General features: G+C 45.5%; 15 protein-coding genes. 1 reads left to right on the top strand and 14 read right to left on the bottom strand.

Features of this window, described 5'->3' with window-relative positions; genetic code table 11:
• Nucleotides 1–144: 144 nt before the first annotated feature.
• The 14 genes from ML541_RS15235 to ML541_RS15170 all read right to left on the bottom strand — a co-directional run bounded on the left by ML541_RS15235 (nt 145) and on the right by ML541_RS15170 (nt 10899).
• Nucleotides 145–1032: a DUF3592 domain-containing protein gene (locus tag ML541_RS15235; RefSeq protein WP_243374143.1), complete on the bottom strand. Its 888-nt coding sequence runs from the start codon at nt 1030–1032 to the stop codon at nt 145–147.
• Between the two features lie 82 nt (nt 1033–1114).
• Nucleotides 1115–2035, bottom strand: coding sequence for a hypothetical protein (locus ML541_RS15230; protein ID WP_243374141.1), 921 nt, complete (start codon nt 2033–2035; stop codon nt 1115–1117).
• 87 nt (nt 2036–2122) lie between these two features.
• Complete coding sequence (locus ML541_RS15225; RefSeq protein WP_243374139.1) at nt 2123–2707, bottom strand: DUF3630 family protein; 585 nt, start codon at nt 2705–2707, stop codon at nt 2123–2125.
• A gap of 81 nt (nt 2708–2788) precedes the next feature.
• Complete coding sequence (locus tag ML541_RS15220; RefSeq protein ID WP_279342536.1) at nt 2789–3622, bottom strand: isocitrate lyase/PEP mutase family protein; 834 nt, start codon at nt 3620–3622, stop codon at nt 2789–2791.
• Between the two features lie 87 nt (nt 3623–3709).
• Nucleotides 3710–4228 (bottom strand): hypothetical protein, encoded by a 519-nt coding sequence (locus ML541_RS15215; RefSeq protein ID WP_243374137.1) that lies wholly within the window; start codon nt 4226–4228, stop codon nt 3710–3712.
• 77 nt (nt 4229–4305) lie between these two features.
• Complete coding sequence (locus ML541_RS15210) at nt 4306–5019, bottom strand: ankyrin repeat domain-containing protein (RefSeq protein WP_243374133.1); 714 nt, start codon at nt 5017–5019, stop codon at nt 4306–4308.
• 92 nt (nt 5020–5111) lie between these two features.
• Nucleotides 5112–6053, bottom strand: a complete 942-nt coding sequence (locus ML541_RS15205; protein ID WP_243374131.1) for a hypothetical protein — start codon at nt 6051–6053, stop codon at nt 5112–5114.
• Nucleotides 6054–6209: 156 nt separating this feature from the next.
• Nucleotides 6210–6572 carry a hypothetical protein gene (locus ML541_RS15200; RefSeq protein ID WP_243374129.1) on the bottom strand — a complete coding sequence of 121 codons (363 nt, stop codon included), beginning with the start codon at nt 6570–6572 and terminating at the stop codon, nt 6210–6212.
• A 377-nt stretch (nt 6573–6949) separates the two neighbouring features.
• Entirely contained in the window at nt 6950–7909 is a 960-nt protein-coding gene (locus tag ML541_RS15195) for a DUF4424 family protein (RefSeq protein WP_243374127.1), read from the bottom strand.
• 59 nt (nt 7910–7968) lie between these two features.
• A complete protein-coding gene (locus ML541_RS15190) occupies nt 7969–8475 on the bottom strand; it encodes a hypothetical protein (protein ID WP_243374125.1) in 507 nt (168 codons plus the stop codon).
• 146 nt (nt 8476–8621) lie between these two features.
• Nucleotides 8622–8849: a hypothetical protein gene (locus tag ML541_RS15185; protein WP_243374123.1), complete on the bottom strand. Its 228-nt coding sequence runs from the start codon at nt 8847–8849 to the stop codon at nt 8622–8624.
• 223 nt (nt 8850–9072) lie between these two features.
• The gene (locus ML541_RS15180; protein WP_243374121.1) at nt 9073–9855 is read right to left on the bottom strand and encodes an HNH endonuclease; all 783 of its coding nucleotides are present in this window, start codon (nt 9853–9855) and stop codon (nt 9073–9075) included.
• 108 nt (nt 9856–9963) lie between these two features.
• Entirely contained in the window at nt 9964–10356 is a 393-nt protein-coding gene (locus ML541_RS15175; protein ID WP_243374120.1) for a hypothetical protein, read from the bottom strand.
• A gap of 168 nt (nt 10357–10524) precedes the next feature.
• On the bottom strand, nt 10525–10899 hold the full coding sequence (locus ML541_RS15170) for a hypothetical protein (protein ID WP_243374119.1): 375 nt from the start codon (nt 10897–10899) through the stop codon (nt 10525–10527).
• A 147-nt stretch (nt 10900–11046) separates the two neighbouring features.
• Between ML541_RS15170 and ML541_RS15165 the strand changes: the two genes are divergently transcribed.
• On the top strand, nt 11047–12447 hold the full coding sequence (locus ML541_RS15165) for an integron integrase (protein ID WP_243374118.1): 1401 nt from the start codon (nt 11047–11049) through the stop codon (nt 12445–12447).
• Nucleotides 12448–12514: the final 67 nt, after the last annotated feature.

The raw sequence follows: 12514 nt of genomic DNA, 5'->3' as shown, positions 1-12514 counted from the left end.
TGAAACAAGGTTTGATGGTGCACTCTCGGCTTTGAGCAATGACGGTGCTGCCAACATGACTACCAATAAAACGAAGGATACAAATTTCATATGGGGTATGCCTTTCATCTTTCTCCTCGCTCAACGGTGGGCCGGTGAGCGGGTTCACCGCTCCACTGGCCTGTTGGGCGCTTCGCATATGAACCGCTTAAAAGCTTTCGGTTTTAAAGCAAAAAAGTTCTTTGTGATATTAATTAATACTTCAAATGGAATGGAATGTAGTTCCTTCTCAAAGCTTCCGTCAACTTCAATTCTGACATCAAAATTGTTTATGTCTCCAATGGCAATTTCAACAAATGTATCGTCGCTTCTTGAAAAACCGAACATACTCTTGGAGATAACAGTTTCGCAGTCAGTGTGCATGATGGTACTATTCTCCGCATTTTTCTGGGTAATGATCTTGAGAGCCTGTTCTAGAGACACAACGCCATTTTCAATAATACTTAAGTCACTGTCTATTCCGTAATGCATGATAGGCGCAAGTACTTTAGATGGTTTCTTTGGAGACGCAGTCTTTACTAGTGATTCCTTGATGAGCCTGAGTCCGAGTGGGAGAAGAATTAAGAGATTTCCGAGAGGAATTACCAGCAGCATTCCATTGCTAAAAGCTGGTTTCTGTATCGCTGAGCGGTTTGGGTCTCTTATGTCATAGTATATTATAATCCTCTGTCCAGGTTCATACTGTGCAAGGAATTGAAATATTCCCTTTCTGCCTTTGCCATTATCATAAATATCGATTCGCTTGCCAACGTAATGGTTACCTTGAACAGCAAAATCAAACTGGATCTTCGGTTCGTTCCATTTGCCAGGGTTATCAGCCGAGACAACATTTCTGATGTTTGCTTGAACTGGGCACCAGTGTTTCTGTGCGCTCAAAAAGTCGTACCAAGAAAATACGGAATTATAGAGGTTGCTGCAACTTATCAAGACAAGTGCAGCGCCCAAAGCTAGCACCACCATTCTTTCTAAAAATTGTCGTGTTTTGGGTTTCAATGGAAAACTCATTTTTCTCAGGTGATATGCCTAACGGTGTGGGGGCGCACCAGCGCCTCAGCGCCTGCGTGCCGCCGCCTGGTTATGTGTCCTCAGTTTTCTTTCCGCTACCTCTGCCATGGCGTTGCGCCAGTTCTGGAACACCTGGACCAGGGGAAACAATAGTTGTTACATTAGCATCCAGTTTTCCTACGAGCTTTGCTAATGGCACCCCAGTTGCTTTGCTTTCTTGAATTATTTTATACAGGTCTTCACCTTTAATTGTCTCACCAGGTTTAGCCATCACTAAAGTGTCAAGACTCAAACTGGCCTCAGTTTCGTCCTCTGTAGCCTCTGAGGTGTCAATAAGTGTTTCGAGTGGAATTTCCTTAAACAGATTTTCCATGCTTTCGCCAAAAGTAAAACGGTGCTCAAATCTGGAGTCTGGTTGCATGATAAGTTTTAATTTCCAGATGTCTTCTTCCTTGAAGGGGATGTGGAAATCGTTAAACACAATGAGCGGTCGTTTATCCATTTTCATCTGGAAATGAAAATGAGGATCTTTGCCTGAAGCTGAGTTGCCATGACCCTCAAAGTCACTAGGTGCGCATGAGAATGACCACTCCAAATGCTTATACTTAATGGTTGTTTCAATGATCTTATTAGGATTCTTTTCTTCGGAGAGGTCGTTGATGTTCTTCAGCGGTTTGTCTAAGTTGGCGACCCATCGGAGGTATGATTCGATCTGAAAGTACCCGAAGCGTTGATAGATGAGGGGAAATGACTTTTTCTTAAAGCCTTTGGGATGCAATAACCAATGCAGGCAGGGCTTCGACACGCTAAAGGTTTTCAATGGAGAGTGACAGAGATAACAATAGCCTCTTGAGAAATCTTCGCTGAATCTTTCATACTCAGCGACAACACGTTTGTGCTCAAGTTCCGAAATACGAGCGGCTTCTTCAGGAGGAACTGACTTCGCTTTAGCAACTGCCGCGTCAATGCGCGCCATTATTGTTGGGTCCAAAAATCTCTCCTTCTTTGTCACATAACGGGCCGGGCCTTGACCCGCACTGGGGCGTCTCTCAGCCCCGGTCGGTGTCCAAGGCCCTGGTTATGCGCTGCGTCTTTTATGTCTTCCGATGAAAGAGCAAGCAAAAAGCGAATAGATGCCGAGAACGCTCCACGCTGAGATTCTCCCTTGAAGCTGCATGTTCTCATATACGTCTTTTATGATCGCCTTTTCCCTTTCTGTTGCTGAGTACTTCTGAATGTAATGGCTCTGACTACTTCCAAATGCCGGTAAAATTGAGATTAGGTAGAAAATCACGTAAATAGTTGCGACTATGAAAAGCGTCTTGCTCGTGCCGCCTCCTGGTTTGCCTTCATCTGTCTTGTTCATCGCATATACAGTCGATTCTATTTGAGCCGCAATTCGTTCGACCGTGGAATCAGATACTTTTACTTTTGGTTCAAGCGTAATGGATGATTGGTAATCATCATAGGAAATCCAAAAGCTAATGCCGGAATATTCGACCTCCCATACCCTCTCGTCGATGCTATCAGCTTTGTTGATTAGCTTTGCTCCAATTCGCTTTATCCATTTTGAAGCATCTTGTCCAAAAGAGTCCCAGGACGCCTCCTCCTGCAAGACAATGTATAGCGAACCAGATGCCATTCTTTCGGTTCTCAATTTCATTTTTTCTCTCGCATAACGGGCAGCGGCGCACCGGCGGAGCGAAGCGGAGACCGTGTGCCGCCGCGGGTTGAACACTTTACTTCATTTCAATTTAGCTACGTCATCCATGAAACAGAGTAGGTTGAGTCGCTGCAACTCCTGTAAGTCATTCTTTTCTGTGAATGCACGAAATGTTTGTTTAAGGGCTCGGATGGTCGCGAAGACTGCAATTGTCGGAAGGCTAATTCGTGCCAAACCACAGTTTGTAAGATCATCTATTGATAAGGTTCCAATGTTGTTGGGGAGCCCAGCGGCAATACTTAAAGGGCCGGGGATTTCTTTCGCTAAAGTTTTCGCTTCGTCCAATGTGACAACTGAAGTAACAAAAACCAAATCAGCCCCAGACTCCAGGTATCGAGTGGCGCGATCGATCGCGTCTCTAAGGCCGCTCTTTCGGTCCGTTGCCACAGCTAAAGCATCGGTTCTGCCATTGATGACGAGATCGGACATTTCACTTTCTTCGGCAGCCTTGCGGGCTGCAATGATCTTTTCAACCATTAAATCAGTATCAATCACACCTTTATGCCCGCTTGACCTGAGGATCTGGTCTTCGAGATTAATTCCTGATGCACCGATGTTCACAAACGCTTTAACGGTTGCGGCCACTTTCTCAGGAGGGCCAAAGCCATCTTCTCCGTCGGCCATTACCGGAACACTAACCGCACGTATGATATCCTGGGTTATCTGCAAGTTCCGTTCTAAGCTCAAATCATCTTCTGTTTTGCAGCCTACAGCCAAAGCCATACTGAATCCTGAACATTGTATGGCCTTGAATCCTGCATTTTCTATCATTCGAGCGCTCATAGCATCATATGCGTCAGGCATTAAAAGGGGGCGTTCCGATTTAAGAAGAGCCCGTAATATTTGGCATCGCATCATTCGTGTTTCTCCTATTCCATTTTTGTTGTTCAACGTCAAAAGGCGCACCGGCGGAGCGAAGCGAAGACCGCGTGCCGCCGCGGGTTAGGAACTACTTTGTTTGAAGTTTTCCAACCGGTACCTTGCCTCTCTGGCTAGAATAGGGTCCTCTGCACTCGCGAAGCTCTTAATAGCTTCTATGGCTTCCTCGGTGCCTATTGCTTGCAGCGCCCACATGCACTTTTTGTAATATGCACCATAGTCATCATACTCTAGATACTGCAACTCGGGTTTCAGCAGGGCTGCCCGCCGTATAAACTCCACACTAGAGGGATGCTTTCTGTCCTGAAGAATGCTGATCATATTCTCATGACTTTCATGCCAATCGGCTCCGAGCAAATCATGAATCAGGGGAAGGATCTTGTCCGGAAATGAAAAGCAGAAGCCAAGCATGAGAGCGTACTCAACTTCTTCGGCATCCCTGCTCTCAAGAGCATTGCTCAGTATCCGCTTGACCTCGTCTCCGACTTCATCAGGTGTAATTCCATACCGTTCAAAGAATTCGGCCGGTTCAATGCTTTTTGCGCAGAGTGCTAAGACTGAATCCTTCTGGTGTTGTTTCATCCTCTGTTCCTAACGTGTATGAGCGTGACCGGCGCGGGTTTATCGCGCCCGCGTCCACGCGAGAGTTGGGACATCTTTTACTTTTTAGGGAGAATATGGCGTAAGATTTCATCCTGTTGTGCAATGTCGTATACTGACTTTCCGTTGCCATTCGTGAAAGTTAGATCCGGGTTTTTCGTCATGAGCAGTTTTACTATTGCGTGATGCTTTCCCATTACTGCCATCATAATTGGACTCATACCAAATGAGTTTCGTGCATTTATGTTTGCACCTTCAGCTAATAACCGTGTAACTTTGGAGATATCCCCGTCACGTGCAGCGTTAACTAATTCGTCGTCTCTCTCCCGTCTTTGTTTGTCGCTATCTGATTCACCAGGAATAATTGTCTTAGTATTGCCTCCACCTAAATGCACTTCAAAGCTCAGTTGTATTTTTGAATCTGGAAATAATGTGTAAGTAGTGGTAATGCTCTTGTCCAGATTACGAGGAAAGTATTTCATTGGTTCAAATGTTTCGCTTGCGATAATAGAATCTAGGTCATCCTTGAAAGTTACCGTGATTTTAGTATTCGGGTTAGTTGGCATAAATCCTTCAGTTTTTCCACCCCAGGAACTTATTACTCCATCTGTACCTTTAAAACCATTGTCTAACACATATGATCCATAAACATCTTTATCCGTTTTATTGGCAAGGCATAGATCGTAAAATACCATCTCATGCTTTTGAGAGCTCTCTCTAAAACATCCTGTCAAACATAAAGAGATCAATATTGCTAATGACATCTGTCTCATTCGTTACCCCTTTTTCTTTATGCTCAACGGTTGTGAGGCGTAGCGGCAAGCGAAGCGCAGACCGTCTGCCGCCGAGTGTTGGCGATCTATTTCTAATCTAGCTTGCCCAATTCCCTCAAAATGTCATTCAGGATTTTTTCTTTTAAAGAGTCGATCTCTTCTTGTGAATTGAAAGGGCATGGTGATTTCATATAAGTATTCCAGTGGCTTATGTGGGTATGAATGAAAGGGAACAGCGCTCCATCAGTGTCCAGATATTTGTCCCATCCATATTTCTTTGAAACTTGCCAACCAACTTCATTACCTATTGCGTAAGAATTAGGATACTTTTCATAGGAAACATATTCCCCTAACAATATGTCTATCCAGTCTCTATCGAGGATTGATTTGAAAATATCTTCAGCTCTTTTCGAGTCATATAATCCGAGAATTTTGAAAGCAAAGTGTGTTAGCGCATAGGTGTATGGTTGATTTTTAAGCTGTTCATCATATTGTTTTTTATTTTCGACTATTTCGATCAGCCACGGCAAGACTCGTTCGCTCTTCAGATAACCAAGAGCTATAACAGCATGAATCCCTTTTTCGTTTTCAAGTGAAGCTTGTTTTTCAAGCTCAAGAGTAATGTCCACGCCGTTCATTTGACTCAAAGCGTATGAAGCCCCAAAATACGGAAGCTTACCAAGCGCATCAAGCAGAGGTTTCTCTGTTCGTTTGTCACCTAGTCTTCCAAGGGCAATAGCCGTATTGACACATGACTCATAAATTGTTGTAGGTGAAGTTTCGGGGAGCTTATAGAGATTCATTTGTTGAATTAGGAAGTTGATGGCAATTTCTTGTTCGCCAATTTCATAAAGCCTGATTGCGGCGAGGCGACGCCTGTATGGAATACCTTCACTTTTTACAATCCGTTTGAGCCTAAATTTTGAATATTTTTTTTCATTTTCATCGTCCATAAGAAAGCCTTTCCACAACATGCCAAGAGCGTAATAGCTAAGTGTTCTGGTGCACATCCAAGCTTTCTTAAATTTGTTCATGTTTTCTTCCATTTTCTCGCCAACGGCTTGCGCCCTTGACCCGCACTGGGGCGGCTACTCAGCCCCAGTCGGTGTCCAAGGGCCTTGTTGGAATCTCTTGTTTTCTCATCTTTTACTTGCCTAACGCCAGAAGCAGCTTCAAACCTGAAATGCAAGTCACTTGTTGTATATAGCTACCATAACAATTAAAGCGATTCCGCCTAAAGATCCCGATATGAATAAGTTGAAGTACAGTCGTTCCTTTTTACTAGCCTCTGTCCACGGGATTAAGGTTTTGTATTTTTTTGATAAATAAGCAGAGTAATAAATAAAGCAGATCCAAGAAATTCCAGTGGCAGGCAGTACAAAATCAAAGATGAAATCTGCTAATGTTTTGTTCGTCATGTACTCTTCCTTTCCAACGGGGGCCCGGTTGACCCGCAAGCCCGGCCTTTTGGGACTGGCGGCGTCCAACCGGCTGGTTGAGCGTTCATTGTCTCGGCAGAACCCCTTCTTGCTGTTGAAAATATTCTGGGACAAGAAGCTCCTGCCTTGCTTTGAAGGTTTTATCCGTCTGCTCTTGGTAAGAAGGCTCCTGTGGCGGCAAATATAAACATCAGTGTGAAGGTGACAGCGAAATATATTTTTTCCTTCTTTGTTGTTCCATCTGGGAAAATCCATCCGATGAAGCTCTTTCGGATGATCATGTTCCTTATCAATCCGACCACTATCAACATTTGGCAAGTTAAGGCCGCTATTCCACAGATGCCAGCAATGTACTCAAAACGCATAACTCTCCCAGCTGTCTTATTCCATTGATTAAATCAGCTTTGTTGTCTTTTTCAGTTTTACTTGCTCAACGTCATAAGCCTGACCGGCGGCGGTTTTCTGCCGACCGGTCTTGGCGCAAGTTGAACCTATGGGTTCAGAAAGTAGACCTTCAGATCCTTCTTTGGAACAAAATCAGTTCTCCGTATTCTGTACTCAGCCTCTCCAGTCTTTTCAATGACGCCATCCCAGCAGAAAGACACCAGATCATCTTTCTCGCCTTTCACTGACATCTCGAAATCTTTTATGGGAGTCTGCCAGGTGTTTGCCGTAGTCAAAATGTAACTTACCCAACTGGCAGTGAAATAGTTATTGATTCCTGGCTCTTTCTGCATCTTCTTAGATATGCGATTTTTTGCTTCTTTGAACGCGCTGTCGTTGAGGCAGGTGTCCTTGAATTCCCTCTTAAGTTTTGGAACTTGTACAGGACGATAACCGGGGACGGGGGGATATTCATGCCTAATATGCACAACAGCCCCTGGCGGAAATTCTTGCCGCCAGTGATACGTTATCCGTATTTCCCACTCAGGCCAGTAGTCCAGATCTCTGTCTTTATTACCTGGAGCCTTGAGTGCGCCAATGCTGACGAGTTTCTTTTTGACGGCAGGATTTAGCTTCGTAATTTCGTTGTCACCACCAGGGGCAAAATAACCGAACTCACCAATGGATATTCCAGCTTTACGGAGCTCGGCGGTAACATCTCGTTTCTTCACAAATGCTTTGACTTCTTTTTCAAGCTTAATTGCCTTGCCGTCACTCCAAGCTTTAAAATCGTCGAAGTACCGCCCTCCTTGATAGTCAGGGTTCTCATAGAGAATAGCGGGGAGGGGAAAGGCTACCTCGCTTGAAACAGGGATTTTTGAGGTGTTCCTAAACTCATATTCAACTCTTACAAGTTCCTTTGATATGAAGAGGCGCTCAGTCTCCATTAGCACGCTGTGTTCTTTCCGAAGCTTAAGACCGCCTACTGAAACTTCGACAGCAGAGTCATTCGCATATGCTGAAATCGCCATAAAAAGGATACTTGCAGCAATCATCAGCTTTTTCATCTTTTCTCCTGGGAGTCCAAGGGGACGTTCTTAAAAACTTTACTAAAACCCACAATCGTTCATTTGCCAGTAAAGTTCTTAAGTACGTCCCCTCTAGTTTTCCTACTGGTTGAGTGCTCTCTATTCAGGTATGGCGGTGCTTTCAGAGCGGCTTCATAGTCAGAGCGGCGATAAAATGGCCATACAGATTTGTCGCCTCTTTCTCCTTTAGTCTTTATCCTGTTGCGGATTAATGACGATATTCCGAAAGTAAAGAGGCCAAGGAAAGCCCAAGGGACTTCTTTTATCCCTGTTTTCCTCGGCCATTCGTATTCAAGTTCTGTTTTCAGGAAGAGGATATACCGAGCAGCAATCGGTTTTCCTTCCTCCGGAATTGCCCACTTGCCTGTCAGTTTATGTTCGTGGAGATCGTCGTAAAGTGGCCAAGCTCCGTTGTAGAACACCTCACATACTCCAGCATCTTTGCTTCTTTTCAGCCTGTCTTCAAATTGGTCGTTCGAAATTTGTCCGCATATCAGGTGCCGGAAGTTCTCAGCGAGTATGTCTCTTGCTTTTCTATCTATCATTATTACTCACTCAACGGCTTGCGCCCTTGACCCGCACCGGGGCCTCTTCTCAGCCCCGGTCGGTGTCCAAGGGCTTGGTTGGAACCTCTTTTTTCTCGTCTTTCACCTGCCTAATGACAGAAGCAGCTTCAGACCTGAAATTAAATTCACTTGTTGTAGATGGCTACCATAACAATTAAAGCGATTCCGCCTAAAGATCCCGATATAAACAAGTTGAAGAACAGGCGTTCCTTTTTATTAGCCTCTGCCCATGGGATTAATGTTTTGTATTTTTTTGATAAATAAGCAGAGTAATAAATAAAGCCCATCCAAGAGATCCCAGTGGCAGGCAGTACAAAATCAAAGATGAAATCGGCTAAAGTTTTGTTCGTCATGTAATCTTCCTTTCCAATCCCAGTTTAGTTCTCGGCACCAACGTGGCCCTAGCAGACTGGGTTTCCATCTCTCGCCGTTCGCGCCGCTTAATTACTGCCACTCCCGGCGGCTCTAAAGCAACACCGAGCTACTCATCGGTTTTTCGTCTCTTTTATGTCCAACGGTGATGAGGCGCACCAGCGGCGCGGGGCCTTTCCCGCGCCGACTGAGTGCCGCCGATTGTTAGGCCTTTGTTGAGCTGTAGATGGTCTTCAATTCTGAAACCGTGAGCGGCTCGCCTTGCCTTATGTGCAACATTGCATGGCAATTGGGACAAACAGGAATAAGGTCTTTAATGGGATCGACCGCATAGTTTTCTCTTATGTGAGACAAGGGGGTAATGTGGTGGACATGGATGAAGCCTTTGCCAAGCTCTCCGTAGTTTTTTTCAAAATCAAATTCGCAGACACGGCATTGTGGCCCGAAATGGTCAAGGCATGATTTTCTTGCGGCAGGGTTTCTTTCAAAAGTTGTCAGTGATAACTCTACAACTCTTCCTTCGCTTAAAGCTTCTGGTTTTCGTGGGGTTTGAGAAGGGCCGCGACTATAGAAGGAGCTGACAAGTTGTTTTGAATTAGATAGCAACTGCTTGATTTCAATAGGACTAAGTTGTTTTGCTGATTTTATCGTCAAGGCACAAACGTTTTTATATGGAGCGTCGTACATGCGAGTCCACCCGAATATATCTCCAAGCTCGCCATTTGGGTCTTTGATTATTTCTATGATCTGACATAAATAGCCTTTTGAACCACAAATAATATTTACGGAATCTCCCTTATTTAGTGCCGCCGTTGCTTTTACACCGAAATCCCAAAAATTAAGTTTCTCATGGTCAAGAAGCTTTGAAAAACGTGTCCTTATCTCCGTTGACCTAATTTTACTGAATGCAGAAGCAAGTTGAATCATGCGGTCCAAGGTTATAGCCGCGTTTGGAACTTTCGTCTTATAGACTTTTATATATTCCATGATTGCTCCTTTCTTGGCCTAACGGCTTGCGCCCTTGACCCGCGCCGGGGCGCTTCTCAGCCCCGGTCGGTGTCCAAGGGCCTGTTGGGCCGGTGTTTCGATTATCCTTCAATATAGCTTGATCTCTAATACCAAATCAGTAAGCCTGTGAGGCACTTTCAACTTTTTAAGCTCTTCAGATAATTCCGTAATCTTTTGATTTTTAAAGCCAAATTCAAACTTTCCATCTATGTATTCTTCCCAATAGAATTTCGCAGGGACTACCAGATGAGCCAGGTCTTGATAATGAAAAGATTGGCTCCACAGTCCGCCATCAACGGTTTTGTCATCCAAGCACTCATCCTCTTCTGGAAATCCGCAACTCCAGTAGTGAATGCCGTGCTCAAGGCTGCTAAACGTCGTGTAAGCACACCAAGATTCACTTAAATGCGGATTCCAGCTACCTCGCCCTAAAATACGACGGCAGCATTGCAGAGTTTGTCTCCATTTATCGTCGTCCATAGTTTTTCTCTTTTCTTCTGCCCAACTCGTAATTGAGCAGTTAGACTGCCCTTTATAGATGTATAAATAAATTTCTAATATTATAAAGAAGTTTATAATACTATAAAGGCAGTACCTTTATAATAGTATAAATAATCTAGCAAATCCTGGTCCTCAGAATTTATAGTATTATAAATTTTTGCCGTGTGATGTCCCGGCTTCTATTTCTATTACTATAAACTTTTCCATGTTGGTCCCTCGTATGCAACCATATGGTACTATCCAGACTTTCGTGTCGGGATTCCATCGACCACCGACTGATTTTACCCGGGACTGCATGGCTGTTTCCCGTGGTCCAATTTTCAGTGCTACCAAGGTGCTATCTGGATATTTTGCAGGTGGCGGAGTCCAGTCGGATTCACTCACGATGATTTCGACCGTTTTATACTGTTTGTGCTTTTGAGCATCATAGCGATACCGTACGCAGACAAGAGCGTCTCCATATTTTTCCACGTGTTTTTTCGTGCCATGCTGCCCTGGTTTGAGCTTTACTCGTGTTTTCATCAGCCCTCGGATACGCATTTTTTTGGGATACGCTTTTAGCACATTTGCTCTACCTTCGGAAGTTTATTATTAATCATAGTTGACTGATGTAGGGCATCCGCGGTAAGCATACAGGTGCAAAGGAGAATTTGTTGAGGGGAGTTTGCAATGATTTCCGTACCACACGAGGTGATGACCAATTTTGTGACCCTGTTAAGGGTCCGGGGAGTCCCTGAGAGGCACAAGGAGTATTACCAAAAGTGGCTGCGCTATTTTTACGATTTTTCAGGTAAATACCTGAGTGAGCAGGATCAGATGGTTCAGGTTAAGCTGTTTCTTGACAAGCTCAAAAGCAAAGGCCAGTCAACGGCCCAGTGCCAGCAAGCAGCCCATGCTGTTGCCTTGTATTTCGAGCTTCTGGAACAGAACAAGATAGCAGTAAATAACACCGATGATCAGGCACCGGCCGAGTTTGAAAAGGGGCGTTTCAAGGCCGGCCCCGCATCTGAGCCAATGGCGCCAACGCCGCGTAGCGAGCTATTCGGCTGTCTCAGAGCATCACGGTATTCAGAGGCGGGTTATGAAGAAAAGTCCGACTCTCCGGAATGGGATGAGGTGATTGGCAAGCTGGCGGCGGAGATCAAGGTCCGGCACTACTCACGCAAGACGCTCAAGACATACGCCCTGTGGTCCCGGCAATTTCAGCGTTTCCTGAAGAACAAGCCGCCAGAGGATCTTGGCACGGCTGATGTAAAAGAGTACCTCACCCATCTGGCGGTTACCTGCCATGTTGCGGCATCCACACAGAATCAAGCCTTTAACTCCCTGCTGTTCCTCTATCGCCACGCCCTTAAGCGGGACTTTGGTGAACTGTGTGACGTGCCGCGGGCCAAAAAGTCGCTTTATATCCCGGTCGTGCTGTCGCGTGAGGAGATCGACAGCATCCTGACGCATCTCTACCACCCGTACAAACTGATCGTGAAATTGTTGTTCGGTTGTGGCCTGCGCCTTTTCGAGTGCCTGCAGTTGCGGGTGCGGGACTTCAACTTTGATGCGAAAATTCTGACAATACACGGGAAGGGGAAGAAGGATCGGACGGTGCCGCTGCCGGAATCTATCATCGAAGAGCTACACAGGCAGCTTAAAAGGGTTAGAACCCTGCATGAGAGGGATATGGCCGAGGAGTACGACGGGGTGTTTCTGGATGATGCGGTGGAGAAGAAATTTCCAAAAGCGCCCAGGGAACTGCTCCACCAATGGTTCTTCCCCCAGAAGGAGCTTACCCTGGTGGAGGCGAGTGAGCAGCGACGACGGGCCCATGTGCATGAAAGCAGGTTGCAGAAGGCGCTCTACGTTGCCGTGCGCAGGGCCAGCATTACCAAACGTGTCACCGCTCACACCTTCCGCCACTCCTTCGCAACGCACCTATTGCAGGCCAATTACGACATCCGCACCATTCAGAAGCTCCTCGGCCACTCCAGTCTTAAGACCACCATGATCTATACCCACTGCGTGCCGGTCAGAACCATCCAGGAGCCGAAAAGTCCTCTTGATTTAGCCCCTGACTGAGTGAGAGGGGTGTGATATTCCGACAGACCCCCAACGAAAAAGGACCATCCTACAAGGACGGTCCTTT

The organism is Geotalea sp. SG265, from assembly GCF_022808985.1.
GTDB lineage: Bacteria > Desulfobacterota > Desulfuromonadia > Geobacterales > Geobacteraceae > Geotalea.
This window is presented reverse-complemented; position numbering and strand designations above follow the sequence as displayed.

Excerpts from the sequence above, each read along its gene's own strand:
- ML541_RS15225 (WP_243374139.1), bottom strand. The coding sequence starts at position 2,707 with ATGAAATTGAGAACCGAAAGAATGGCATCTGGTTCGCTATACATTGTC.
- ML541_RS15220 (WP_279342536.1), bottom strand. The coding sequence starts at position 3,622 with ATGCGATGCCAAATATTACGGGCTCTTCTTAAATCGGAACGCCCCCTT.
- ML541_RS15215 (WP_243374137.1), bottom strand. The coding sequence starts at position 4,228 with ATGAAACAACACCAGAAGGATTCAGTCTTAGCACTCTGCGCAAAAAGC.
- ML541_RS15210 (WP_243374133.1), bottom strand. The coding sequence starts at position 5,019 with ATGAGACAGATGTCATTAGCAATATTGATCTCTTTATGTTTGACAGGA.
- ML541_RS15205 (WP_243374131.1), bottom strand. The coding sequence starts at position 6,053 with ATGAACAAATTTAAGAAAGCTTGGATGTGCACCAGAACACTTAGCTAT.
- ML541_RS15195 (WP_243374127.1), bottom strand. The coding sequence starts at position 7,909 with ATGAAAAAGCTGATGATTGCTGCAAGTATCCTTTTTATGGCGATTTCA.
- ML541_RS15190 (WP_243374125.1), bottom strand. The coding sequence starts at position 8,475 with ATGATAGATAGAAAAGCAAGAGACATACTCGCTGAGAACTTCCGGCAC.
- ML541_RS15185 (WP_243374123.1), bottom strand. The coding sequence starts at position 8,849 with ATGACGAACAAAACTTTAGCCGATTTCATCTTTGATTTTGTACTGCCT.
- ML541_RS15180 (WP_243374121.1), bottom strand. The coding sequence starts at position 9,855 with ATGGAATATATAAAAGTCTATAAGACGAAAGTTCCAAACGCGGCTATA.
- ML541_RS15175 (WP_243374120.1), bottom strand. The coding sequence starts at position 10,356 with ATGGACGACGATAAATGGAGACAAACTCTGCAATGCTGCCGTCGTATT.
- ML541_RS15170 (WP_243374119.1), bottom strand. The coding sequence starts at position 10,899 with ATGAAAACACGAGTAAAGCTCAAACCAGGGCAGCATGGCACGAAAAAA.
- ML541_RS15165 (WP_243374118.1), top strand. The coding sequence starts at position 11,047 with ATGATTTCCGTACCACACGAGGTGATGACCAATTTTGTGACCCTGTTA.